Raw genomic sequence first — 25,433 nt, 5'->3', positions numbered from 1 at the left:
CCCCTTCAGGCGCGATGCCGTTCCTCAAATTCATAGCCATAGTCATACGACTTCAAAGGCTTCGGAGACAGCTCATACGTGGCTTTGCGCAGGAAATCCATCATCTTGCGCGTATCCTTGCTGAGTGGGTCCAGAACGTCACGCCCGATGGGTTCGCCGATGACCACTTTCACTGGCGTATCGACGCGCTTTTTGAACTCTTTGATCAGCAGGCCCATGCGCAGCGTGTTGTGCAGATGGCTGGCAATTTGAAACAGGCGCGAGGTGTGGCCGTCGAAGAATACCGGCACCACGGTCGCGTTGGATTTCGCAACCATCCGCGCGGTAAAGCCGCGCCAGCCCGGGTCCATCGGATGCGCAAACGGTTTGACCGCCGTGCTGACGGTGCCGCCGGGGAAGATGCCGATGGCCCCGCCCTCACTCAGATAGTTCAGCGCGGTTTTTCTTGTTTCCAGATTCAACTTCATCGCCTCGCGCGTCTCATCGAACGAGATCGGCAGGATGATCTTGTTGATGTCCTCGGCCTTGCGGAACACGTGATTTGCAAGGATGCGGAAGTCGCCTCGGGTCTGGGACAGCATGTGCCCCATCATCAACCCGTCCAGAATGCCGTAGGGATGGTTCGCGATCAGGATCAGAGGGCCATCCTTCGGGATATTCGACAACGCGCCCCCCGCCACATCCAGCGTCAGGCCATAGCGTTCTACCATGACCGACCAGAAATCCCGCCCGTTGGCTACGTCCTTCTCGTACCCGTCCGCGCGTTTGATCAAGCGCATACGGCCCGTCGTGTTCTCCATCAGCTTGATCACCATCCGCCCGCCCTTGGTTTCGGCGGAATAGGCATAGGAAATGTCACGGACGGCATGACGGCGCGAGGGCATTTTGGTCTCCGGTTGGCTGCCTGCAATATAGTTTTAGGTGACAATTTTGCCTAGATACCGTGACAGACTTGTGACGATTTTACTCTGCCGCCGCGCGTAATTCGGGCCCTCCGCTGTGGATGATCGCCAGCAATTCCTCGCGCCGTTTAGCAGCCTTTGCCTCGTTTTCCCGCAGAACCGGGCCGAAGCCGCGAATGTCCAGCGGCAAGCGGGCCAAAGCCGCAATCGCGTCGCGTGTGGTGTCGGACAACAAAGGCAGAACCTGCTGCATGTCCTTTTCATACTGCCGAATCAATGCGCGTTCCATCTTGCGTTCCGCCGAATAGCTGAAGATATCCAGCGGAGTGCCGCGCAAGGTTTTCAGCTTTGCCAGCACTTTCAACGGGCCGAGCATCCATTCGCCAAACGCCCGTTTGCGGGGCCTGCCGTTACCGCCGGTTCCGCCCAGAAACGGCGGCGCAAGGTGGAAGGTCATTTTGAAGTCGCCGTCGAACTCGGCTGCTGCCTTCTCGCGGCTGCTGAGCAGCAGGCGCGCGACCTCGTATTCGTCCTTGTATGACAGCAACTTGTGATAGCCCTTGGCCAAGGCCTCACTCACTTCGGTATCCTGAACCGACTCCACCAGTTTGCGGTATCGCTTTGCCAGCCGGGCGCTTTGATACCCGGTCAGATGCTGCGCGCGGAAGTCGATCACTTGCTCCAGAGTTTTGGGCATATCCGTCACTGACGGTGCCAGAATGGCTTGCGCCTGATCCGGGTGCAGCACGGCCCAGCGACCAATATCAAAGGCACGTTTGTTGCGCTCGACCGCTGTGCCGTTCAGTTCAAGCGCCTGCATGATGGCGTCATGGCTGACTGGCAGGAAGCCCCGCTGCCACGCCGCGCCGAAGACCATCATGTTCGAATAGATCGAATCGCCCATCACGGCGCGCGCCAGATCGGTGGCGTCAAACAGGGACAGTCCGTCTTTCAGCCGCGCCTGTAGCGCCAGTTCCAACTGATCCTTGGGAATGCGGAATTCGGTATCCCGAGTGAAATCACCGGTTACAGTCTCGTGGCTGTTGACCACGGCACCGGTCTGTCCAGTCCGGGTCAAGCCCAGAGTTTTCGCCCCTGCAGACACAACAAGATCACCACCGATCAGAGCATGGGCCTCGCCTGTCGCAACCCTGATGGCGCTGATATCGTCAGGGTGGTTGGCCAACCGGCAATGGATATGCACCGCGCCGCCCTTCTGGGCCAGCCCGGCCATCTCCATCATACCTGCGCCTTTGCCGTCGATCTGCGCCGCCTGCGCCAGAACCGCGCCCAGCGTCACAACGCCAGTGCCTCCGACCCCGGTGATCACCACGTTATGCGTGCCCTTGATTTCAGGTAGCACGGGCATCGGCAGGTCCGGCAGGTCAATCTCGGTCGTCGCTTCCTTGCGGATTTTCGCGCCTTCCAGGGTTACGAAGGACGGGCAAAAACCGCTCAGGCACGAGAAATCCTTGTTGCAGCTAGATTGATCAATGGCACGTTTACGGCCCAACTCGGTCTGTTTCGGCACAATCGACACGCAGTTCGATTGCACACCGCAATCGCCGCAGCCCTCGCAGACGTCGGTATTGATGAACACCCGCTTGTCCGGATCAGGAAACTCTCCCCGTTTGCGACGGCGGCGTTTCTCGGCGGCGCAGGTCTGGATGTAAACGATGACCGAGACACCCTCGATTTCGCGGAACTTCTCCTGCACCTGCATCAATTCGGCGCGTTCGAAGGTTTCGACACTGGGAGGCAGCGCCTTGAAGTTCACGTCTTCCTTTTCGTCGTAAACCACAGCGACATGTTGCACGCCCATCGCCTTGACCTCGGCCACGATGCGTTCGGCGGTCAGATCGCCCTCGTTGTCCTGTCCGCCGGTCATGGCGACCGCATCGTTGAACAGGATTTTGAAGGTGATGTTCGTACCCGCCGACAACGCCGCCCGGATCGCCTGCACACCCGAGTGGTTGTACGTGCCATCGCCCAGGTTCTGGAACACATGCTTGGTGGTCGAAAACGGAGCCTCACCAACCCAGTTCACCCCTTCGCCGCCCATCTGGGTGAAACCGGTGGTCTCGCGGTCCATCCACTGCACCATGTAGTGACAGCCGATCCCGGCATAGGCGCGGCTTCCATCCGGCACTTTGGTCGAGCTGTTATGCGGACAGCCCGAGCAGAAGAACGGCAGGCGCGTCGCGATTTCCTGCGCGTTGTCGGCCCGGCGCGCTTCTTTCAGCTTCTCCAGACCGGCGCGCACGCCGTCGGTGTCGCGGCCTTCCTCGATCAGAATCTCACCCAGCTTCTCGGCAATCATGATGGGATCCAAAGCACCGCGGGTCGGGAACAGTTCCTCGCGATGCAGAGCCCCGGCCCCGCCTTTGTACCAGCCGTATACGCGGCGGCCCCGGCGGTCGTCAAAGATCGCCTCTTTGACCTGCACCTCGATCAGCTTGCGCTTTTCTTCGACGATAACGATCAGGTCCAGCCCTTCGGCCCAATCGTGGAAACCTGCCATATCCAGCGGGAAGGTCTGGCCGATCTTATAGGTGGTGATGCCCAGACGTTCGGCCTCATCCGCATCAATGTTCAGCAACGACATGGCATGGGTCAGGTCCAGCCAGTTTTTGCCTGCAGCAACGAAACCGATCTTTGCGCCGGACTTGCCCCAGACCCGCTTGTCCAGCTTGTTGGCATGAGAAAACGTTTCAGCCGCGAAGCGCTTGTAATCGATGATCCGCCCTTCCTGCAGATGGGGCGTATCGCCGAGACGAATGTTCAGCCCGCCCTCGGGCATTTCGAACTTGGGCGTCACCAGCTTCATCCGGTCCGGGCTGCCATCCACGACCGAGGTGACCTCGATCGTGTCCTTCATCGTCTTCAGGCCGACCCAAAGCCCCGCGAACCGGCTGAGCGCAAAGCCATAAATGCCGAAATCCAGAATCTCCTGCACGCCGGCCGGGCTGACCACGGGCATATACATATCGACCAGTGACCATTCGGACTGATGCAACACGGTCGAGCTTTCGCCCGTGTGGTCATCTCCCATCGCCATCAGCACACCGCCGTGTTGCGCTGTACCCGCCATATTGGCGTGCCGCATCACGTCGCCAGACCGGTCCACGCCGGGGCCCTTGCCGTACCACAGGCCAAAAACCCCGTCGAACTTGCCGTCATTCCTTAGCCCGGCCTGCTGGCTGCCCCACAACGCGGTGGCGGCCAGATCCTCGTTCAGCCCGTACTGAAAGGTCACATCGCTTTCGGTCAGTTGCTTTTGCGCGCGTGTCATCTGCTGGTCCACCGCGCCAAGGGGCGAACCGCGATAGCCGGTCACAAGACCGGCGGTGTTCAACCCGGCCTTCACATCCCGTGCCTTCTGCATCAGCATCAAGCGGACCAGCGCCTGCGTTCCGTTCAGAAGAATGGGGTTTTTCGACAAATCGAACCGGTCGTTCAACGTTATCTTTGGCTGGCTCATCAGACGCCTCCCCTCGTCAGATCAGTGTGCTACATTTCTGCTCATTTTAGGTCATAAAAGCTGACCTGTATAGCCATTGCCCTCTGAATCGTAACGATTTCATCCTTTGAATGTAGAACTTGTTACCTATTTCATATAGGCGTTCCCGGGGATAACGAAAGTTGCGGCGATGGATTGGGACAAGCTTAGAATATTTCACGCGGTTGCCGATGCGGGCAGCCTGACCCACGCGGGCGACAAGCTCAATTTGTCTCAATCCGCCGTGAGCCGTCAGATCCGCGCGCTGGAAGAATCACTCGACGCGACCCTGTTTCACCGTCATGCGCGCGGGTTGATTCTGACCGAACAGGGCGAGTTACTGTTCGATGCGACCTCGGCCATGTCCAAACGACTGGACGCCGCCGCCGCCCGCATCCGTGACAGCGAAGAAAAGGTATTCGGCGTTCTGCGCGTCACAACCACGTTTGGCTTTGGCACCCTGTGGCTGGCCCCGCGCCTACCCAAGCTCTACGAGCAATACCCAGACCTCAACATCGACCTGATGCTCGAAGAACGCGTTCTGGACCTGCCGATGCGCGAGGCCGACGTGGCGATCCGTATGAAAGAGCCGAGCCAGGCGGATCTGGTCCGCAAACGCCTGATGACAGTCCAGATGCAGTTATACGCAACGCAGGAATACCTTGAAACACGTGGCGGACCGCTGAAAACGCCGGAAGAGATCAAGGATCACAGGCTGATCTGCCAGACACCCGCAGCGCCGCAGGTCGGGGCCAGCGCGGCGATGGTCCGGCACCTGATGACGTTCAACCCCGTCTCGCTGCTGACGGTAAACAACTATTTCGGCGTTCTGCAGGGCGTACTGCACAATCTGGGCATCGGTGTTTTGCCAAATTATGTCACGCAGGATTTCCCGCAGCTTGTTCCGATCCTGCCAGAGGCGGAACGATCGGACGTGCCCGTTTACCTGGCTTATCCCGAAGAACTGCGCCATTCGCAGCGCGTTGCGGCCTTCCGCGACTTCGTTCAGGCGGAAATTATTGAACAACGCAAGCAGTTTAAGCAGATGGGAAAGCTATAGCTATGCACAGAAAGCATAGCGGACATGCCTGAAGTTCAGTCTAATAAATCTTGAACGTTCACAAACTGCACCCTAAATGAGCACTCGAAGACGATGATGCTGAAACGCTTATCTTCTTCATACCTCCCTGTTGGACTACGGCCGAGCTTAGTGCTCGGCCTTTTTTTTGGTATTTGCCTGCCTGCCATGCGTTGAAAACTCTGGGAAAGCCTCGCGCTTCCCTCTATGATCCCGAAAAACAATCAAATTTTTCGTGATCGAGGGCAAACTCAATGTTCCATCCATTTCGCCTGTTGATGGCTGTGCTGTCTTTGGTGGTTTTCACGGGAACTCTGCACGCGCAAGTCGGTGCAACTTCGGGTTCCGGCGCACCAGCGACCATTAGCATCCCCGAAGATCTGACGCCCGAGCAGGTTGACGATCTGGTCGCCAGAATGTCTGACGATCAGGTTCGATCCATCCTGTTGGAACGTCTGGACGCCGTTGCCGAGAAAAACGCGGCAGAGGCTGAGGAACGCGAGGACCCAATCACCGAGATCAACGAGATTTGGGCTGAAATGGTGGCATCATGGACCCAGGTCATTGTTACCATCCCCAATATCTTCAGCGCGCAAGCCCGTGCGGTCGAGAATTTTACCGGAGCCTTTGGCACCAACCAAGTGTTTGCCCTGATGGGTCTGGTTCTAAGTGTTCTGGTTGTCGGCTTCGTCGCGGAAAAGCTGTTTGAATTGCTGACACGCCGCTGGCACGTCCAGACCGAAGTCGATGACGAGAACGACCTTTGGGGCGCAGTCCGCTATCTGTTTGGCCGCTTCTGCCGTGAAATTGCCGGGCTGATCGTGTTTTATGTGGTCATCCGGGCGGTCGGGCGCGGCCTTTTGACAACGGAACAGATCACCTATGCTGCGCCGTTCGTCTTCTATCTGATCTGGGTTCCGCGACTTGGGGCCGCCGCCTCACGTTTTGTTCTGGCCCCCAGCAAACCGCATTACCGGCTGGTCAATATTGATGATCACTGGGCGAAATACCTGCACCGGAACCTGATTGGCCTGCTGATCCTGATCGGTTTCACCCTGTTCCTGCTTCACTTCAACAGGCTGAATGGCATAACGTCCGGCGAGACCCGGATCGGGTTCTGGCTGAACGCTGCGATCCACATCTATATCGGTGTGATCGCGTGGAAGGCGCGCGAAGGCTTGTCACAGATGATGCTGGGCACCGACCCCGATCACACCAAGTTCGACGAGGAGGTCGCGCACTACTACCCTTACTTTGCCATTGGCGTGTCAGCCGTGATCTGGCTGCTGGTCGAGTTTATTGTGGCGCAGCGCAACCCCTGGTCCCTGGCGTTGCTGGTCCAGGGGGCACATTTCACTACCATGTTCTGGCTGCTGATCGCCCCGGCCCTGGATACGCTGATCCGCGGTCTGGTCCGCCATCTTCAGCCGCCCATGTTGGGCGAAGGTTCGGTGGCGGAGCGCGCCTATAAATCCACCAAACGCAGCTATATCCGCATTGGCCGGGTTCTGGCGGGCATTCTGGTGATCCTGATGATCGCCAGGGCCTGGAACCTGGACCTGCAGGAGATTGCAGGCGGTAGGGAAGAAGACGGCAGCCGACTGATCCAGTTCTTCATCATCATTGCCGTCGGCTACATCCTGAACGAGATCGTTTCGCTCTGGATCAACCGTCGTCTGGCCAAAGAGCATACGGCGGCCCAAAGCCCTGATGAAGAAGCTGGCGAAGGCGGCGGGTCCGGTGGATCGCGTCTGGCGACGGTGCTGCCACTGCTGCGGGTGACCGCTCAGGTGGCCATTGCGGTGATCTTCGTGTTGCTGGCGCTTGGGGCCCTGGGTCTGGACATTACGCCACTTTTGGCCGGTGCCGGTATCCTTGGCCTTGCTATCGGTTTCGGTGCGCAAAAGCTGGTCTCGGATATCGTCGGGGGCATTTTCTTCCTGATCGACGATGCGTTCCGTGTGGGTGAATATGTCGATGTTGGAGGCACCACCGGGACGGTCGAGAAAATCTCGATCCGTTCGATGCAACTGCGCCACCACCGTGGGCCGGTGCACACCATTCCTTACGGTGAGATTCAGAAGCTGACGAACTACAGCCGCGACTGGGTCATCATGAAGCTGAAATTCACCGTGCCTTTCGATACTGACCCAAACAAGGTCAAGAAGATCTTCAAGAAGATCGGTGCTGAAATGATGGAGGACGAGACCCACAAAGAAGGCTTCCTGCAGCCCTTCAAGTCGCAAGGTGTGTTCGACTTTGACGATGTCGGTATGATCATTCGCGGCAAGTTCATGGCCAAACCGGGCAAGCAGTTCACGCTGCGCAAGGAAATCTTCAACCGGGTCAAGGCCGCGTTCAAGGAAAACGGCATCGACTTCGCCCGACGCGAGGTGCGTGTGGCCATTCCGGGACTGGAGGATGCCGATCATCTGACCGACGAACAGAAAGCCGCAGCTGGTGCGGCGGCAGCCGACGCCGTCAACAAAGGTCAGGCACCAGCCTGATCCCCTTTGTTGCGCTCATTCAACGGGCCCCGACTTTGCGCCGGGGCCCGTTTTTCTTTGCCCAAGTCACTCTGCGGTCACTTGCCCCTTTCCACAGGCGGCCCCTTCCCCTAAAAGGCGCCAACCATTGCCATCTCGGGGATTGAAACAGGATGCAAGAGCCAGCCATCACACCGGATCTGATCGCCGCCCACGGGTTGAAACCCGAAGAATACGACATGATCCTAGGGATCATCGGGCGCGAGCCGACCTTCACCGAGCTTGGCATATTCTCGGCCATGTGGAACGAGCATTGTTCCTACAAATCTTCGAAGAAATGGCTGCGCACCCTGCCCACTTCGGGTCCTCAGGTGATCTGCGGCCCCGGTGAGAATGCGGGCGTTGTAGATATCGGCGATGGTCAGGCGGTGGTCTTCAAGATGGAAAGCCACAACCATCCCTCCTACATCGAACCCTATCAGGGCGCGGCAACCGGCGTGGGCGGCATCCTGCGCGACGTCTTTACCATGGGTGCGCGCCCCATCGCCTCGATGAACGCGCTGTCCTTCGGCGAGCCCGGTCACCACAAGACCCGTCAGCTGGTGAACGGGGTGGTCGAAGGCATCGGCGGGTACGGCAACTGCTTCGGCGTCCCATGCGTGGGCGGCGAGGTGCGCTTTCACCCCGCCTATAACGGCAACTGCCTTGTGAACGCCTTTGCCGCCGGTCTGGCCGACAGCGACAAGATTTTCTACTCGGCTGCCTCGGGCGTTGGTATGCCTGTCGTCTATCTGGGCGCTAAGACGGGCCGCGACGGCGTTGGCGGCGCAACAATGGCCTCGGCGGAATTCGACGACACCATCGAAGAAAAACGCCCCACCGTTCAGGTCGGCGACCCCTTCACCGAAAAGCGCCTTATGGAGGCAACGCTGGAGTTGATGCAGACCGGCGCGGTGATTTCGATCCAGGACATGGGCGCGGCGGGCCTGACCTGCTCCGCCGTGGAAATGGGCGACAAGGGCGGTCTGGGCGTACGTCTGGACTTGGAAACCGTTCCCCAACGCGAAGAGAACATGACGGCCTACGAGATGATGCTGTCCGAGTCTCAAGAACGCATGCTGATGGTCCTCAAGCCCGAGCTTGAGGCGGAAGCCCGCGCTGTGTTCGAGAAATGGGACCTCGATTTCGCTATCGTCGGCGAAACCATCGCTGAAGACCGCTTCCTTATTATGCATAACGGCGAGATCAAAGCCGACCTGCCTCTGTCGAAACTGTCCTCGACCGCGCCCGAATACGACCGCCCATGGGAGCCCACCCCGCAGGCCGAAGACCTGTCCGACGTGCCGCAGATCGACCCGATCGACGGGCTGCGCGCCCTGCTCGCCTCGCCCAATTATGCAGGCAAACAATGGGTTTATGAGCAATACGACAGCATGGTGATGGCCGACAGCGCCCGCACGCCGGGTCTGGGCGCGGGCATGGTGCGCGTCCACGGCACTGACAAAGTGCTGGCCTTCACCAGTGATGTGACGCCCCGCTACGTGCGCGCCAACCCGGAAGAAGGCGGCAAGCAGGCGGTGGCCGAAGCCTATCGCAACCTGACGGCTGTTGGTGCAAAACCGCTTGCCACGACCGACAATCTGAACTTCGGCAACCCCGAAAAGCCCGAGATCATGGGCCAGTTCGTCGGCGCTATAAAAGGCATCGGCGCGGCCGTTGCCGCGCTGGATATGCCAATCGTGTCGGGGAACGTCTCGCTGTACAACGAGACTGACGGTCAGGCGATCCTGCCCACCCCCACCATCGGCGCGGTCGGCCTGCTGGCCCGCACCGACGAAATCATCGGCAACGAGGTGCGCGAGGGCCACGTCGCGCTGGTCATCGGCGAAACAACCGGCCATCTGGGACAATCCGCCCTGTTGGCCGAGGTGTTCAACCGCGAAGACGGCGACGCCCCCCATGTCGATCTGGATGCGGAAAAGCGTAACGGCGACTTCATCCGCGCCAACCGCGAGATGATCAAGGCCTGCACCGATTTGGGCGATGGAGGCCTCGCGCTCGCCGCTTTCGAACTGGCCGAGGCTACTGGCGTGGGCGTCTGCCTCGACGACGCCTCGACCGGCTTCCTGTTTGGCGAGGATCAGGCCCGTTATCTGGTCGCCTGCAACTTCGATCAGGCCGAGGCGCTGATGATCGCCGCCGGACAGGCGGGCGTTCCACTGGTCTCGGTGGGCCGGTTCACCGGCGAAAACGTCAAGATCGGCGCCTCCGAAGCCGCGCTGGCTGACCTGACCGAGACCTTCCGGAACAGTTTCGCCGCAGCGGTTGCCTGATCCCACGGGCTTCTTCTCGTTCCAAATACGGAAATCCTGCGCGCGTCACCGGGCGCGGGAATTCCCGGTTCAGCGCCCCAGAGCCATCTTGCACGCCTCGATGCATCGCTCTACATCTTGGGAAAGACTTTCAGGAGTAACCTACATGCCGATGAGCGCCCACGAAATCGAAACCCTGCTGCGCGAAGCCTTCCCTGATGCCGAAATTCAGGTGGGCGGGCAGGATGGCGTGCATATGTCCGCCATGGTCGTGGACGAAAGCTTTCGCGGCAAAAACCGGGTTCAGCAGCAGCGCGCGGTCTACGCGGCCTTGAAAGGCAAGATGGACGGCCCAAATGGCGAGTTGCACGCCTTGGCGCTGACCACCAAAGCCCCGGAGTAATATGGAACATGTGATCATAGTTCTAATTGCAGTTTCCGTCTTTGTACTACTGATTGCGCTAATAGCATGGAACCATTCAAAGACTGGACGCAAATCTAAACGAGGGTCCCAGCCCGGACGTGAAAAACATCTTCTCCATTCTTTCTACAATTCACATGACGGCGCTATCAGCTCGGCGCAGACCCATATTCCAAGAGACCCACAAGACTACGCCAAAGCAATGATGCCGAAGAGCAAAGGAAACGCGAAATGACCGACGTGAAAACCCAGATCGACGAAACCGTCAAAGCCAACGATGTGGTGCTCTATATGAAAGGCACCAAGGATATGCCGCAATGCGGGTTCTCGTCGCGTGTGGCTGGTGTTCTGAACTATATGGGCGTGGATTACGCAGACGTGAACGTTTTGGCGGATGAGGACGTGCGCCAAGGCATCAAGGATTATTCGGACTGGCCGACCGTTCCTCAGCTTTACGTCAAAGGCGAATTTGTCGGCGGCTGCGACATCATCACCGAGATGACCCTGTCGGGCGAGTTGGACACTTTGTTCGACGAGAACGGCGTCGGCTACAACAAGGAAGCGGCGGACAAAATCCGCGAAGCCAACGCGTGATCCGGCCTTATTGGCTGGAACACTCCTTAAAGATGAACTGTTCGGTGGCGGCGCTGTCCGCCCCGACGAAGCTGATCGACGCGTCCCAACCTTTCGAGCGCAGGATATACGTACCCTGGCCGCCGACGGATTCATACCGGATACCAGACCCGCTACGCACCTGACGCATGGCGACAAGATTGTTGTCGACCATAGTCGCCGCAGCACTAGAGCCATCCGCCGCATTAAAGTAGGTGACCGGCAACGGAACCCCGTTCTCACACGTGAACGTCACCGACAGGATGTCGATCTCAGCCAGCGCTGCCGTGGCAGACGCCACTGCCAACACGCCGCAGGCTGATGCAAGCGCCCGTCTCATTGCGTAGACTTTTCTTCAATAACCGACGCCAGCGCCTCGGCCCGCGCAGCCAGTTCCGCCAGCGTATCCGTCACAGACGGCGGAACCACGGCCACTTCGACCCGCTCGGGTTCTGGTGCCGGAGCGCTGCGTAGCGTTTGCAATTCCGCTTCAACTTCGGCCAGTTTCGCCTCAAGCGCCGTGACCTTGTCCTCGGTCGCCGCGGTCTTGTCGGCCAGCATCAGGCCCGCCATGAGCAGCATCCGCGATTCCGGCATGCGCCCGATCTGGTCTGACAAGACCTGCGCCTCGTCATCCAGCATTTTGGCTGCGGCCTGCAGAAAGGTTTCTTCCCCGTCCTGGCACGACACGTCAAAGCCGCGACCGCCGATGTGAATGGTTACTTCGGGCATTACTCTACCTCACCTTCTGCCAGTTTCGCATGCAACAGCAGCGGTTCCAGCCGGGCCAGCACCGCCTGCGCCTCGGCCGCATCAGTGGCCTGAGCCGCACGTGTCGCTTCCAGTTCGGCCACGGTGGCGCGGTTCAGCAACTCGGCATCCGCCATGCCGTCCTCTGCCGCCGCGCGCAGTTCTTCGACCGAGTCGCGCAGTTGATCATTGGCTTTGCGCATGCGCTGCAGATCATCATCCAACCGGGACATTGCTGCCCCATGGCTCGCCCTTTCGGCGCGCAACATGTCAAGCTCGGCGGTCAGGTCGCCCACGCGTTCAGTATCGGCCAGTTCCAGCTTGAGGCGCTTGTTCTCGGCTTCAATGTTCTGGGCTTGCTCCAGCAATCCTTTGACTTCCAGCAACTCGGCCCGCAATGGGGCTGCATCTTCCCGGCCCTCAAGATCGCCGCGCAGCTTCGCATTCTCAGCCCGCAACGCATCCAGTTCTTCCGAGTTATCCAGCGCCGCCTTCGCCTCGGCCAGTTCCGCCCGTGCAGCCTCGACCGAGGCCAGCTTCGCCGTCGCCTCAGACAATTGCTCGCGTAGCGCGTCGGCTTCCGCGCCGGGGCCCGATGCCGCCCGCAATTGCTCCATATCGACGCGCATGGCGTCAACTTCCTGCTGATGCCGTTCCTTCAGAGATTTCAAGCGCTCTTCCAGCTGGGCATTGGCAAGCCGCTCGTCCTCTAGTGCCACCTGCAGGCCCGTATCCTGACCGCCGTCGCCGGGTGCCGCCTTGCGCAGCGCTTCGACACCCGTTCCGATCCGATCCATCGCGGCCATGATGCGGTGTTGTAAGTCTTCTATCTGGCTCATGCCCCTGTCACCTCTTTACCAAGGTTCGTTCTGTCGCACGGCCGTCCGAATCAAGCGCGGCCACGTTCGACCCCAATTCTAACGGAATGTTCCGGAAAATACCCACTCTTTGCTTTCAATCACTTGGGCAACAGAGTTGAAGCGGTCCGGACCCATACCACCCGGTTCCGCTTGCACTTTGAGGGCTGGATGGTATTGAGCCCGCATTCTGCCTGTAATCCAAAGGAATAACGCCCGTGGACCTGACTGCGCTGCGCAATGCAAACCCCGAACACTGGGACAAAGCGGCGGCCATCCGCACGCTGACCCTCGACGCCGTCGCCGCCGCCAATTCCGGCCATTCCGGTATGCCGATGGGCATGGCCGACGTTGCGACCGTACTGTTCGAAAAGCACCTGAAATTTGACGCCTCAGCCCCCAACTGGCCCGACCGCGACCGGTTTATCCTGTCGGCAGGCCATGGATCGATGCTGATCTACTCGCTGCTCTATCTGACAGGCCACGCGGATGTCACTCTGGATGAAGTTAAGAATTTCCGCCAACTGGGCGCGAAAACCGCAGGCCACCCGGAAAACTTCCTGATCGAAGGGGTTGAGACCACGACCGGCCCGCTGGGTCAGGGCATCTCGAACGCTGTGGGCTTTGCCATGGCCGAAGAAATCCAGCGCGCGCATTACGGCAAGAAGGTCGTCGATCACTACACCTACGTCATCGCGGGCGATGGCTGCCTGATGGAAGGCGTCAGCCAGGAGGCGATTACCCTGGCCGGTCGCCACGAGTTGGGCAAGCTGATCGTGTTCTGGGACAACAACAACATCACCATCGACGGCACTGTCGATATGGCCGACCGCACGGATCAGGTGCGCCGCTTTGCGGCCTCGGGCTGGCAGGTGATCGAGATTGACGGGCACGACCCGGTCGCCGTCGACACGGCCATCACCCGTGCCAAATCGTCTAACAAACCGACGATGATTGCCTGCGAAAGCCATATCGCTCTGGGTCACGCGGCGCAGGACACCTCGAAAGGTCACGGCGCGTTGACGGATCAGGACCAGTTGAAAGCCGCCAAGGAAGGCTACGGCTGGCCGCATGACGCGTTCGAAATCCCGACAGGTGTGAAATCCGAGTGGGAGGCCATCGGTACTCGCGGTGCCGCCGAACGCACTGCATGGGAGGAGCGATTTGCACAACTGTCCGAGCGTAAGCAGGCAGAATTCAACCGCGCCTATGCATTTGAAGCGCCCAAGAAGCTGGCCGGTGCCATCCGTTCGTTCAAGAAACAGATGGCCGAGGATCAGCCCAAGCTGGCCACCCGCGCCTCGTCCGAGAAGGTGCTGAACGTCGTCAACCCGATCATGCCCGAGACGATTGGTGGTTCTGCCGACCTCACCGGGTCGAACAACACCAAATCGGCGGATATGGGTGTGTTCCTGCCCGAAAACCGCAAGGGTCGGTATATTCACTACGGCATCCGCGAACACGGCATGGCCGCTGCGATGAACGGCATGGCGCTGCATGGCGGTATCCGCCCCTACGGCGGCACGTTCATGGCCTTCACCGACTATGCCCGCCCGTCCATGCGTCTGGCAGCGCTGATGAAAATCCCGTCGGTCTTTGTGATGACCCACGACTCGATCGGTCTGGGCGAAGACGGTCCGACCCACCAGCCGGTCGAGCATCTGGCGATCTCGCGCGCGACGCCCAACACCTATGTGTTCCGCCCCGCCGACACCATTGAGACCGCCGAGGCATGGGAACTGGCGCTGACCTTCAAGGACAGCCCCTCGGTCCTGTCGCTGACCCGTCAGGGCGTGCCGACCGTGCGAACCCAACACAAAGCCAAGAACCTGAGCGCCCAAGGCGCTTATGTTCTGGCCGACGCCGAGGCGAAACGTCAGGCTATCCTGATCGCCACCGGGTCCGAAGTCTCGCTGGCGATGGAAGCGAAGGCGATGCTTGAGGCCGAGGGCATCGGCACCCGCGTCGTCTCGATGCCTTGCATGGAACTGTTCGCCGAGCAGGACGAAGCCTACCGCAAGCGCGTCCTGCCCGCCGGTGCAGTCCGCGTTGGCATCGAGGCCGCCGTGCGCGCTGGAGGCTGGGACCGCTGGCTGCTGGGTGAGCGTGGCCGCGAAGCAAAAGCCGGGTTCATCGGCATGTCGAGCTTTGGTGCATCCGCCCCGGCGGGTGAACTGTACAAGCATTTCGGCATCACCGCCGAAGCCACCGTCGCCAAGGTCAAGGAATTGCTGGGTTAACAACCTGAGAGTTTTGGTGAAAAGGCGGCCTAATCGGTCGCCTTTTTTGCTGTTTGGTGCGGGGTTCACAGACAGGTGAGTAGCTGTGAGAAAACAGACCCTATTCCGCGCCTCATATCGCCTTACCTGCTGTCGAATTACACAGACACAGGGAAAAGAAATATGAATCTCCGCGCCGCACTTACACTCTTGGCAATCGGTTTCGCCACGACCGCTACGGCCGGTGGTTTCGCCAGTAAAGAAGAAATCAAGACGGCCATGTCCGATCACACCTATCAGGGCGGGATGCTCTCGGGGGCTTTCACCGAGTATTACGCCGCAGATGGTACGATCAAGGGCGATGGCTACACCGGAAACTGGAAAGCCACAGACAACGGGATGTGCTTTCAGTATGGCACCGACCCAGAAATCTGCTGGAACCTGAAAATCGAAGGGGCTGCCGTGACGCTGTTCAAGGACGGCGCAGTTGATGGGGCGGGCGTGGTCGTCAAAGGCAACCCCAACAATTTCTGAGCCGTGCCTTCTGCCGGGCTAAGAATGCGGTTCAAGCTGATCCCTTAGTGCGGCCGCGGCCCGTTTTGCGTAATCCAGACGCAGTTCGTACTCGCCAGCCGGTTCAATGCCTTCCGGTATCTCGCCAAGTACAGCCTGCAAGGACTGTCGCAGATGCGTGCCGTACAGCGGCACATATTGCCCCGATTGGCCGGTCAGGGCGTTATACAAACGTCCTCCGATCCAATGAGCACGTGTCGCCGCTGCTTCGGCGGTGTGGATGCGAAACTGCAAAGAATTGAATAGATCGCGCGGGGCGTAGGGAATCGCATCCGCACCGAGGTTTAGGGCTGACATTGCGCTGGCCTTGCGCGCATTTGCTCGTCCTCTCGGTTCAATCCTGAAACGTTTTGAAACCGGGCGGTAAACCGGCAAATCCGGGTAAATCACACTCTGCCCCTTCAATGCGCCGGTGTCTTACCTGTGAGTTGCGCCAACAAAGGCCCGATCACCTTGGTCGCTACAGGAATCAGCACCAGCCCCCAGGCCAGACCAAACACACCGTCCATGGTTGCCTTCGCGATCCACTCGATGGCCCCCTCCCACTGCGCCGATACCGCATGTCCCGCGGCATAGGCCCAGTCGTGAATGTGATGACCCAGCCAGCCAAAGCCCAGAACCTCCATCCCGTGGATCATGATCGACCCGCCGACCCAAAGCATCGCGGCGGTTCCCACAATGGAGAGCACCTTCATGACCATCGGCATCGCCTTGACCAACCCTCGGCCCAGACCGCGCCCAACCGGTGTCGGAGCGTTGCCTGCAAGGAACAGCCCGACGTCGTCCATTTTGACGATCAAAGCGACCGCCCCGTAGACTGCGACGGTCACGCCGATGCCGACAACGGCCAGAGTCGCGGCTTGCATCCAGACGTTCGGGGCCTCGATGGCTGCAAGCGCGATCGTCATGATCTCAGCGGAAAGGATGAAATCCGTCTTGATCGCCCCTTTGACCTTCTGCTCTTCCAGATGTCCCGGATCGCGGTTCTTCATGTCTTCGTCGATGGCATGGCTTCCATGCGGAAAGAGGACATGAAAGATTTTCTCGGCCCCCTCGAAACACAAGTAAGAGCCCCCGATCATCAGCAGCGGCGTGATCAGCCAGGGCGCGAAATTGGCCAGCAGTAGTGCCACAGGCAGCAGCAAAACGATCTTGTTGAAAATCGACCCGCGCGCGATGCGCCAGATGATCGGCAGTTCCCGCGCAGGCGCAAAACCCTGAACGTATTTTGGCGTCACAGCCGCGTCGTCGATGATCACGCCTGCGGTTTTTGCTCCGGCCTTGCCTGCCGCCGCGACCACATCATCCACCGAGGCCGCCGCGACCTTGGCAATGCCCGCCACATCGTCCAACAAGGCCAACAGACCACTCATCTCGTTTCCTTTCCTGCCACCTGCCGCATTCGGACCCTACCCGATCCAACGGCTAGCGCAAGCGTTAGCGCAACCGCACAAGGTTTGCGCTAACACCTTAAAAATATGCCACTTTTGCCCTTTTGAGATTCCCTATTCACCGCTATATGGCCCTCAACGCAAGCGCATTCGGAGGCATCACATGACCATCAAGGTCGGCATTAATGGTTTTGGCCGCATTGGCCGTTGTACCCTGTCGCACATCGCGGCCTCGGGCCGTAACGACATCGAAGTGATCAAAGTCAACGCCACCGGCCCGTTGGAAACCTCGGCGCATCTGTTGAAGTACGATAGCATCCATGGCCGCTTCCCGCGCGATATCGCGATCAACGGCAACACCATGGATCTGGGCCGCGGGCCGATGGAGATGTTCTCGACCTACGATATGAGCGAGCTGGACTGGGACGGTTGCGATGTCGTTCTGGAATGCACCGGCAAGTTCAATGACGGGCTGAAAGCCAAGACGCATCTGGATCGTGGCGCGCGCAAGGTGCTTCTGTCCGCTCCGGGCAAGAATGTCGACAAGACGATTGTGTTCGGCGTGAACCACAACACGCTGACTGCGAACGATAATATGGTTTCGAACGGATCGTGCACAACCAACTGCCTTGCCCCGCTTGCCAAGGTTTTGGACGAAGGTGTCGGCATCGAACACGGCATCATGACAACGATCCACGCCTATACCGGTGATCAGCCGACGCTGGACCGCCGCCACAGCGACCTGTACCGCGCGCGTGCCGCCGCGATGTCGATGATTCCGACCTCGACCGGTGCCGCAGCGGCTCTGGGTGAAGTTCTGCCCAACTTGAAAGGCCGTCTGGACGGCTCGGCCATCCGCGTGCCGACCCCGAACGTCTCGGCCGTCGACCTGTCGTTCCGCGCCTCGCGCGATGTGACCGTCGAAGAGGTCAACGCCATCGTCGAAGAAGCGGCCAAAGGTCCGATGCAGCGCGTTCTGGGCTATGAGCCTGCGCCGCTGGTCTCGACTGATTTCAACCACACCGAAGAAAGCTCGATTTTCGCGCCGGACCAGACCCGTGTGGTTGATGGCCGCATGGTGCGTGTGCTGGCCTGGTATGACAACGAATGGGGTTTCTCGGTGCGTATGGCTGACGTGGCCGTCGCGATGGGCCGTCTTAACTGACCCTTCGCACATCGCTTGTACACTGGTGCCCGCTCAGGTTATCTGGGCGGGCATTTTCGTTCGGGGACAGGATGACAAATCAACTCGCCATCTGGCTCGGCATCCTCATTCTGGGCGGGTTCATGCTGGATTACGCGGTCTTCGGCACCGAGCATTTGTTGTTCCTCGGCAAGAAACTCTACGACTTTCTGGACTGGCTCGCCTTCTGGCGCTGACCGAGGTTTTGCTTGACTTTCGGCGTAATCTGGCTTTGTTAGCGCTAACCACATGCAGGCGATATTCGGACGGAGCGTAAAATGACACTCAAACTGGCAATCAACGGATTTGGACGGATCGGGCGCGGCGTTTTGCGCGCCGTTGTGGAATCGGGCAGGACCGACGTGGAAATCGTCGCGATCAATGACCTCGGCAAGCCCGAGATGAACGCGCATCTGTTCGAGTTTGACAGCGTGCATGGGCGCTATCCCAATCCGGTAACTCTGACCGACGCCGGTCTGGATATCGGCACAGGCCCAATCCGGTTAAGCAGCGAACGCGAGCCCGAGGCGCTGAACTGGTCTGATGTGGACGTTGTTCTGGAATGCACCGGTGTCTTCCGCACCCGCGAGGCTGCCGAGCGTCACCTGAAGAACGGCTCGCGGAAAGTCCTGATCTCGGCCCCGGCCCGTGGTGGTGGCGCTGTGAAGACGGTTGTGTTCGGCGTGAACGATCATGAACTGACGGCGGAAGATACGGTTGTCTCGAACGCATCCTGCACCACCAACTGCCTGTCTCCGGTCGCCGCTGCGCTTGATGCCGGGCTGGGCATCGTTCATGGCAACATGACAACGGTGCACGCGTATACGGCCAGCCAACCGGTGCACGACACGGCGGGCAAAGACCCCTATCTGTCGCGCGCAGCGGCACTTTCGATGATCCCAACCACAACCGGTGCCGCAGCTGCTGTTGGTCTGGTCCTGCCGCAACTGGCGGGCAAACTGACCGGTCAGGCCATCCGGGTTCCGACTCCGAACGTATCGGTCGTCGATCTTGTGGCCGAGGTGTCGCGTCCCACGACCGAGGAAGAGGTCAACGCGCTGTTCGTCGAAGCCGCGGCCAAAATCCCCGGTGTGCTTGCAGCTGAAAACCGCCCTCTGGTTTCGATTGATTTTAACCACGACCCGCACAGTTCGACCGTTTCGCTGGCTGAAACCAAGGTCACGGACGGTACTCTGGTCCGGGTGCTGGCCTGGTATGATAACGAATGGGGCTTCTCGAACCGTATGCTAGACACAGCCGCCGCGATGGGTGCCCTAGCCTAACCTCTCGCGTAGCGCGGTATTGACGGCGGGTGTGACGAATTTGGACACATCCCCGTTCAGCCGCGCGATCTCTTTCACCAGTTTCGAGGCGATGGCCTGATGCCGCGCCTCGGCCATCAGGAAGACGGTTTCAATCGAGTCGTTCAGTGCCCGGTTCATGCCGACCATTTGGAATTCGTACTCGAAATCAGCAACAGCACGCAGCCCGCGCACGATGATCTGCGCGCCGACGTCGCGGGCGCAATCGATCAGCAGATTTTCAAAGGGATGCGCAACGATCTCAGTGCCGGTCTGTTCGGACAGATGGGTGCATTCTGCTTCAATCATCGCCACGCGCTCTTCCAGGGAAAACAGTGGTCCCTTGTCTCGGTTGATCGCAACGCCAATGACGAGCTTGTCCACCAAAGCCGCAGCACGGCGAATGATGTCGATGTGACCCAGGGTGATCGGATCAAAGGTTCCGGGATATAATCCAACCCGCATCATGGCCTCCTGCGCAATAAAATTTCTGCGCCAGCAATCACATCTTTGCTGCAGGTGCAAGATATTTCGTCAGTGAGGCCTGACGTCAGTGGCCCATGATCATGCCTTGAAGCGCGTCTTTTTCCATCGCCAGTTCGGAAAGCTGGGCCTTCACCACGTCACCCAAGGTGACAATGCCAACCAGTTTTCCGTCTTCCAGCACCGGCATGTGGCGAAAACGGCCTTCGGTCATGCGCGACATGATGTCCTGAACGGTATCCTGCCGGGTGGCCGTCACCAGATCACGCGTCATGTAGGCATCAACGGGTTTTCCCAGGCAGCCACTGCCCGAGGCGGCAAGTTCGCGTACAATGTCACGCTCGGACAGGATGCCCATCGCGGTGCTGCCGCCATCCTCGGAAACGATGACCGTTCCGATCCGTTTTTCCGCAAGTATCTTTGCCGCGTCGGAAACCGTTGACGTCGGTTCGACCGTGACGACCCCATCCGTTGCCTTGGAGTTCAAAATGGCCTGAACGAGCATATGCGAAAACCTCCGGAATAATAACGTACTGTTTTCCAAAGCGTTGCCGGAATGTCTGTACCTGTCAAGGTAGCGCATCGGCTTCCAGCCGCGCTATTTCGCCCCGTATTTCCTGTGTCAGCGCATCGGCGAAGCGATTCAACCGTTCGTTGCGCTGATCGCCCCGGTGCCGGACCAAAAAGAAACTACGGCTCAGACTCACTTGATCAGTCAGTATTTTCCGCAAGTCAGGATGGAAAGGCAGCGTGAAATCGTGGGCCACGCCCACGCCAGTGCTAAACGAGACCTGGCGCAATTGGACCGAGACCGAGTTCGATGCAAGCGCGACACGGTCAACGCCGATATCGTTCAGATAATCCAGCTCCCGGTCAAAGATCATATCCGGGATGTACCCAATCAGACGATGCCCGGCCAGGTCTGCAACTGAACTGATGGGGCCGCGATGCTGCAGATAGCTTTTCGTTGCGACCATATGCAGCTTGTAGTCGCTTATCTTTTTGACCAGCAGCTTGTCAGCCGTAGGGGCGCTGACCGTGATCGCCATGTCCGCCTCGCGCCGGGACAGGTTGATAATGCGCGGCAGCGCGAGGATCTGAATATCGAGATCCGGATTGGCATCGCTAATTTTGGCACAGATTTGGGGCAGCAGGTAATTTGCACAGCCATCCGGTGCGCCGATCCTGATCTGTCCGCTCAGCGATTTGGTTGACCCAGCTACCGCACCTGCCGCGGCCCGCATTGCCTCTTCGGCCTGTAGCCCATGATCCAGCAAACGCTCGCCCGCAGTCGTCAGTGTGTAGCCTTGCTGCGATTTCGTGAACAGCAGCGAATCCAACGCCGCCTCTAACCGGGCAACACGACGCCCAACTGTGGCCGGATCGATCTTTAAGATTCGCCCCGCAGAAGACAGGCTTTCCTCGCGCGCGACCGCCAAAAAAACCCTCATATCGTCCCAGTTCGGATTCATCCCCGCCCTTTGCATTTTTGCAAAACTCTTTTGAGAGATTGCCTCTGTTCGAGGAATTTCTGCAAGCCTATTCTACGCGCAAATGTTCGGAGGAGAATTTCATGCAAGAACTGACCCACTTTCTGAATGGTGAGCAAGTTGCCGGTACATCCGGCCGGTTTGACGACGTCTTCAATCCCGCAACCGGTGAAGTCCAGTACAAGTGCCCAATGGCCAGCGCGGCAGAGACAACCGCCGCAATTGAGCAGGCCGCCATAGCGCAACCGGCCTGGGGTGCGACCAACCCGCAGAAGCGCGCGCGGGTCATGATGGCCATGGTGGGCCTGATGAACCGCGACATGGACAAGCTGGCCGAGGCGCTAAGCCGCGAGCATGGCAAGACCATACCTGACGCTAAGGGCGATCTGCAGCGTGGTTTGGAAGTGATCGAGTATTGCATCGGTGCCCCGCAGATGCTGAAGGGCGAATACACTGACAGCGCAGGCCCCGGCATCGACATGTACTCAATGCGCCAGCCGCTTGGCGTCGTGGCCTCGATCATGCCGTTCAACTTCCCGGCCATGATGCCCCTGTGGCACGTTGGCCCGGCGCTGGCGTGCGGTAATGCGGTGGTCCTGAAACCGTCAGAACGCGACCCGTCGGTGCCGCTGATGCTGGCCGAACTGTTCGTCGAGGCTGGTCTGCCCAAGGGCGTGTTCCAGGTCGTGAATGGCGACAAAGAGGCCGTAGATACCCTGCTGGACAGCGACATCATTCAAGGCGTCAGCTTTGTGGGCTCGACCCCAATCGCGCAATACATCTATTCCCGCGCAACAGCGAACGGCAAACGCGCGCAGTGCTTTGGCGGTGCAAAGAACCACATGATCGTCATGCCGGACGCCGACATGGATCAGGCCGCCGACGCGCTGGTCGGGGCCGGGTTCGGTGCGGCGGGCGAACGCTGCATGGCTGTCTCGGTTGCGGTTCCGGTCGGCGAGGAAACTGCCGACGCGCTGATCGAAAAACTGATCCCGCGCGTCGAAAAGCTGAAAGTCGGCCCGTACACCGCAGGCGACGATGTGGATATGGGTCCGGTTGTGACCGGTGCCGCAAAGCAGCGCATTCTGGGCCTGATCAACTCGGGTGTGGAACAGGGCGCGACGCTGGTCGTGGATAATCGCGATTTCAGTCTGCAAGGTTATGAGGACGGCTTCTTTGTCGGCCCGCACCTGTTCGACCACGTGACCCCGGAAATGGATATCTACAAGCAGGAAATTTTTGGCCCGGTTCTGTCGACTGTCCGCGCGGGATCGTACGAAGAAGCACTGAAACTGGCGATGGACCACGAATACGGCAACGGCACCGCGATCTTCACCCGCGACGGCGACACTGCCCGCGACTTTGCCAGCCGCGTGAACATCGGCATGGTCGGTGTCAACGTTCCGATCCCGGTCCCGCTGGCCTATCACACTTTCGGCGGCTGGAAGAAATCCATGTTCGGCGACCTGAATCAGCACGGACCGGACAGCTTCAAGTTCTACACCCGCACCAAGACGGTCACGGCGCGCTGGCCCTCGGGCATCAAGGAAGGTGGCGAGTTCAACTTCAAAGCGATGGACTGATCCGACGCCTCAAACAATCCGTCCGGCCCGTTTTGGGCCGGGCTTTTCCGGCAAATACCCGCCACGAACGCGCAGCCTCACGATAAATTCACAGCCGCGCTACTGGAAATTCGGCCTGTTCGGCAATATTTTGTCGTCAAAATGTTGACCGAGCAGTTCAATTCCGGAGGCCGCATTGTCCAACTCTCGCATGACACGCCGCTCTGCCCTTTTGGGGGCAGCGTCCGTTCTGGCTACGCCCGCTCTGGTGCGGGCCCAAAGCACTGACGCGTTCCCGCAAACCGAAGAGGCGATCAGCACGCAATTGCCGGTACGGCGCAATGTGTCGTCCTTCTCGCAGCAGAACTGGCAGGATCACTTTGATGAGTTGGGTGTCGGCGCACTGTTGGCCGATATCACCAGCCGCGCGGTGCACTATTGGGGTGCGGATGGCACCTATAAGCTGTATCCAAGCTCGGTTCCGATGAGCGAGGAACTGACCAAGCGTGGCTATACCGAAGTGGTGCGCAAGGCGGAAAACCCAAGCTGGACCCCGACCGCATCCATGCGCGAGCGTGACCCGACCCTGCCCGTAAGGATGGAGGGTGGTGACCCCGGCAACCCGCTGGGCACCCGCGCGATGTATCTGGGCTGGCCCGCCTATCTGGTCCACGGCACCCACGATACCCGCAAGATCGGTCGCCAAAGCTCGTCCGGCTGCATTGGCCTGTACAATCAGCATGTCGAAGAGTTGTACCCTCTGGTCCAGGTCGGAACTCAGGTTCGACTGGTTTAAATTGAAAAGCCCCGGTCAAATCGACCGGGGCTTTCTGATTTGAGGGTGGTGGGAAGTTACTCAGGCAGAATGACCGTATCGACCACGTGAATCACGCCATTGCTGGCCTCGATGTCAGCCTGAACGACCTTGGCTTTATTCACCTTGACGCCGTTGCGGGCATTGACGCTCAGCCGATCGCCCTGCACGGTCAGAACTTTGGCGCGCTTGCCTGCAATGTCACCGGACATCACCTTGGCCGGAACCACGTGGTAGGTCAGGATCGACACCAGTTGGTCTTTGTTCTCGGGCAGCAGCAGGGTCTCGACCGTACCCTCGGGCAGCGCGGCAAATGCCTCGTCAGTCGGTGCAAAAACCGTGAACGGCCCATCCCCTTTCAGCGTGTCCACCAGACCGGCGGCCTGAACCGCGGCGACCAGTGTGTTGAACGACCCGGCGGATACCGCGGTGTCCACAATGTCAGCGGCCTGAGCCTTCAACGGCAGGGCAAATGCGAGTGCGGCGGCGGCGCCCATAAACGTGCGGCGAAACATGGCTGTCATCTCCTCTCCAGCTTGTTATGGAAAGGGGTACGCGGGCTTTCCCGCACCGGATCACTTTGGGATCAAACTTCCTTGATCTGCACCCAGATACTTTGGGCGCGACCATCTTTCAGAAACGGCAAAGCCTCAATCGCGTCGGGGCGGTCCTGCTGCAGGTAGTATCCCGGCCAAAGCATTGAAAACGCGTCAGATTGCAGCAAGGTGTGCAGCACATACTGCTCGCCCCAACCCGGACAGTCATAGAAGAAACGCTTGGGGTATTCGTAGGGCAGAAAAACATCATGGACGTGGATCACGACACCCGGTTTCAACGCAGGGATGATCCGACAGAACAGATGCGCGACGTCATTGCTCATGCGCACCACGTGGCTGGAGTCGATGAACAGAACATCCCCGGCTTCAAGCTGGTCGAACAGCGCCGGGTCGACCTCTTCCAGTCGCTTTTGTTCAAACTCATCGACGACATGGGCAATATCCGCGCGCGGGTAAGGGTCAATCGCCGTGATCTGTGTCTCGAGCCCGCCATCGATGATGGCCTGCCGGGTCACGCGGGTCGAGTTGCCGCAGCCAACCTCGATCACGCGTTTGGGCTGAAACCGGCGGATCATCAGATACAGGGCATCGGCGTCGGGGCTGTCATAGTATCCATTGCCAGCGCGATATCCGGTCTGATTGCGGCTGGAGTCTTTCAGGGCGGCCAGAGCCTGAGAATGTTGCTCGTACTCCTCTACCAGCGGGCCGATATCGAATCCCTCCATACCCGGAGACAAAGCGTAGGCGGGGCGGGACAGCCCCCCTGCCCGTTCAAACGCCTCGAGCCTTGCCCGCTCATCGCGCTCGGGCGCTTTGTCGGTCAATTTCACACCGAAGCGATCCAAAGTAGCGTTGATCCGGGGGAATTTTCTGGGTTTCACGCGAATGGCTCCGATTAGGCATAGGGCTTGCAGCGCTGCATACCTTTGGTTGCAAGGTCTCT

At 59.3% G+C, this 25,433-nt stretch carries 24 protein-coding genes; 12 read left to right on the top strand and 12 right to left on the bottom strand.

Features of this window, described 5'->3' with window-relative positions; genetic code table 11:
• Positions 1-5 precede the first annotated feature (5 nt).
• Positions 6-884, bottom strand: coding sequence for a lysophospholipid acyltransferase family protein (locus ACR0JN_RS14665; protein WP_480886597.1), 879 nt, complete (start codon positions 882-884; stop codon positions 6-8).
• 79 nt (positions 885-963) lie between these two features.
• On the bottom strand, positions 964-4,383 hold the full coding sequence (locus ACR0JN_RS14660) for an indolepyruvate ferredoxin oxidoreductase family protein (protein ID WP_480886595.1): 3,420 nt from the start codon (positions 4,381-4,383) through the stop codon (positions 964-966).
• Between the two features lie 169 nt (positions 4,384-4,552).
• Here ACR0JN_RS14660 and ACR0JN_RS14655 point away from each other — a divergent pair, with 169 nt between their 5' ends.
• From ACR0JN_RS14655 to grxD, 5 genes are all read left to right on the top strand, one after another.
• Positions 4,553-5,461 carry a LysR family transcriptional regulator gene (locus tag ACR0JN_RS14655; RefSeq protein WP_480886593.1) on the top strand — a complete coding sequence of 303 codons (909 nt, stop codon included), beginning with the start codon at positions 4,553-4,555 and terminating at the stop codon, positions 5,459-5,461.
• Between the two features lie 272 nt (positions 5,462-5,733).
• Positions 5,734-7,986, top strand: a complete 2,253-nt coding sequence (locus ACR0JN_RS14650; protein ID WP_480886591.1) for a mechanosensitive ion channel family protein — start codon at positions 5,734-5,736, stop codon at positions 7,984-7,986.
• Positions 7,987-8,138: 152 nt separating this feature from the next.
• Positions 8,139-10,298, top strand: coding sequence for a phosphoribosylformylglycinamidine synthase subunit PurL (purL, locus tag ACR0JN_RS14645; protein WP_480886589.1), 2,160 nt, complete (start codon positions 8,139-8,141; stop codon positions 10,296-10,298).
• Positions 10,299-10,443: 145 nt separating this feature from the next.
• Complete coding sequence (locus ACR0JN_RS14640) at positions 10,444-10,680, top strand: BolA/IbaG family iron-sulfur metabolism protein (RefSeq protein WP_480816973.1); 237 nt, start codon at positions 10,444-10,446, stop codon at positions 10,678-10,680.
• Positions 10,681-10,929: 249 nt separating this feature from the next.
• Positions 10,930-11,292, top strand: coding sequence for a Grx4 family monothiol glutaredoxin (gene grxD / locus ACR0JN_RS14635; protein WP_480816974.1), 363 nt, complete (start codon positions 10,930-10,932; stop codon positions 11,290-11,292).
• Positions 11,293-11,299: 7 nt separating this feature from the next.
• Here grxD and ACR0JN_RS14630 read toward each other — a convergent pair whose 3' ends face one another.
• From ACR0JN_RS14630 to ACR0JN_RS14620, 3 genes are read right to left on the bottom strand one after another with little or no spacing between them, the layout of a single operon-like run.
• Positions 11,300-11,650, bottom strand: coding sequence for an MliC family protein (locus tag ACR0JN_RS14630; protein WP_480886586.1), 351 nt, complete (start codon positions 11,648-11,650; stop codon positions 11,300-11,302).
• Complete coding sequence (locus tag ACR0JN_RS14625; RefSeq protein ID WP_480886584.1) at positions 11,647-12,042, bottom strand: cell division protein ZapA; 396 nt, start codon at positions 12,040-12,042, stop codon at positions 11,647-11,649. The genes ACR0JN_RS14630 and ACR0JN_RS14625 overlap by 4 nt, the downstream gene beginning before the upstream one ends.
• Complete coding sequence (locus tag ACR0JN_RS14620; RefSeq protein WP_480886581.1) at positions 12,042-12,899, bottom strand: hypothetical protein; 858 nt, start codon at positions 12,897-12,899, stop codon at positions 12,042-12,044. Before ACR0JN_RS14620 ends, ACR0JN_RS14625 begins: the two co-directional genes overlap by 1 nt.
• Positions 12,900-13,135: 236 nt before the next feature.
• On the opposite strand from ACR0JN_RS14620, the gene tkt reads away from it, so the two are divergent.
• Together tkt and ACR0JN_RS14610 are read left to right on the top strand one after the other, a co-directional pair.
• Positions 13,136-15,157, top strand: a complete 2,022-nt coding sequence (gene tkt, locus ACR0JN_RS14615; RefSeq protein ID WP_480886579.1) for a transketolase — start codon at positions 13,136-13,138, stop codon at positions 15,155-15,157.
• A gap of 162 nt (positions 15,158-15,319) precedes the next feature.
• Positions 15,320-15,670: a hypothetical protein gene (locus ACR0JN_RS14610; RefSeq protein WP_480816979.1), complete on the top strand. Its 351-nt coding sequence runs from the start codon at positions 15,320-15,322 to the stop codon at positions 15,668-15,670.
• A gap of 18 nt (positions 15,671-15,688) precedes the next feature.
• Here ACR0JN_RS14610 and ACR0JN_RS14605 read toward each other — a convergent pair whose 3' ends face one another.
• Both ACR0JN_RS14605 and ACR0JN_RS14600 read right to left on the bottom strand, forming a co-directional pair.
• Entirely contained in the window at positions 15,689-16,099 is a 411-nt protein-coding gene (locus ACR0JN_RS14605) for a hypothetical protein (protein ID WP_480886577.1), read from the bottom strand.
• Between the two features lie 11 nt (positions 16,100-16,110).
• A complete protein-coding gene (locus ACR0JN_RS14600; protein WP_480816981.1) occupies positions 16,111-17,082 on the bottom strand; it encodes a DUF808 domain-containing protein in 972 nt (323 codons plus the stop codon).
• A gap of 181 nt (positions 17,083-17,263) precedes the next feature.
• On the opposite strand from ACR0JN_RS14600, the gene gap (ACR0JN_RS14595) reads away from it, so the two are divergent.
• From gap (ACR0JN_RS14595) to gap (ACR0JN_RS14585), 3 genes are all read left to right on the top strand, one after another.
• Entirely contained in the window at positions 17,264-18,265 is a 1,002-nt protein-coding gene (gene gap / locus ACR0JN_RS14595; RefSeq protein ID WP_480816982.1) for a type I glyceraldehyde-3-phosphate dehydrogenase, read from the top strand.
• Between the two features lie 71 nt (positions 18,266-18,336).
• Positions 18,337-18,480, top strand: a complete 144-nt coding sequence (locus ACR0JN_RS14590; protein ID WP_480886576.1) for a hypothetical protein — start codon at positions 18,337-18,339, stop codon at positions 18,478-18,480.
• 81 nt (positions 18,481-18,561) lie between these two features.
• A complete protein-coding gene (gene gap / locus ACR0JN_RS14585) occupies positions 18,562-19,566 on the top strand; it encodes a type I glyceraldehyde-3-phosphate dehydrogenase (protein ID WP_480886574.1) in 1,005 nt (334 codons plus the stop codon).
• On the opposite strand, the gene coaD is transcribed toward gap (ACR0JN_RS14585), so the two are convergent.
• From coaD to ACR0JN_RS14570, 3 genes are all read right to left on the bottom strand, one after another.
• The gene (coaD, locus tag ACR0JN_RS14580) at positions 19,558-20,049 is read right to left on the bottom strand and encodes a pantetheine-phosphate adenylyltransferase (protein ID WP_480816985.1); all 492 of its coding nucleotides are present in this window, start codon (positions 20,047-20,049) and stop codon (positions 19,558-19,560) included. The two genes, gap (ACR0JN_RS14585) and coaD, sit on opposite strands and share 9 nt — an antisense overlap.
• A gap of 85 nt (positions 20,050-20,134) precedes the next feature.
• Positions 20,135-20,572 carry a CBS domain-containing protein gene (locus ACR0JN_RS14575; protein ID WP_480816986.1) on the bottom strand — a complete coding sequence of 146 codons (438 nt, stop codon included), beginning with the start codon at positions 20,570-20,572 and terminating at the stop codon, positions 20,135-20,137.
• 64 nt (positions 20,573-20,636) lie between these two features.
• Positions 20,637-21,539, bottom strand: coding sequence for a LysR family transcriptional regulator (locus tag ACR0JN_RS14570; protein ID WP_480886573.1), 903 nt, complete (start codon positions 21,537-21,539; stop codon positions 20,637-20,639).
• Positions 21,540-21,640: 101 nt separating this feature from the next.
• Between ACR0JN_RS14570 and ACR0JN_RS14565 the strand changes: the two genes are divergently transcribed.
• Together ACR0JN_RS14565 and ACR0JN_RS14560 are read left to right on the top strand one after the other, a co-directional pair.
• A complete protein-coding gene (locus ACR0JN_RS14565; protein ID WP_480886571.1) occupies positions 21,641-23,140 on the top strand; it encodes a CoA-acylating methylmalonate-semialdehyde dehydrogenase in 1,500 nt (499 codons plus the stop codon).
• 190 nt (positions 23,141-23,330) lie between these two features.
• The gene (locus tag ACR0JN_RS14560; protein WP_480817080.1) at positions 23,331-23,915 is read left to right on the top strand and encodes a L,D-transpeptidase; all 585 of its coding nucleotides are present in this window, start codon (positions 23,331-23,333) and stop codon (positions 23,913-23,915) included.
• A gap of 56 nt (positions 23,916-23,971) precedes the next feature.
• Here the strand turns inward: ACR0JN_RS14560 and ACR0JN_RS14555 are convergent, their stop codons facing one another.
• A complete protein-coding gene (locus ACR0JN_RS14555) occupies positions 23,972-24,448 on the bottom strand; it encodes a fasciclin domain-containing protein (protein WP_480817081.1) in 477 nt (158 codons plus the stop codon).
• Between the two features lie 71 nt (positions 24,449-24,519).
• Positions 24,520-25,371 carry a class I SAM-dependent methyltransferase gene (locus ACR0JN_RS14550; RefSeq protein ID WP_480886569.1) on the bottom strand — a complete coding sequence of 284 codons (852 nt, stop codon included), beginning with the start codon at positions 25,369-25,371 and terminating at the stop codon, positions 24,520-24,522.
• Positions 25,372-25,433 lie beyond the last annotated feature (62 nt).

The sequence above is a fragment of the Ruegeria sp. G12 genome, assembly GCF_056533565.1.
Note: the sequence above shows the minus strand (reverse complement) of the source record. Positions and strands in the feature narration are given on the sequence as shown.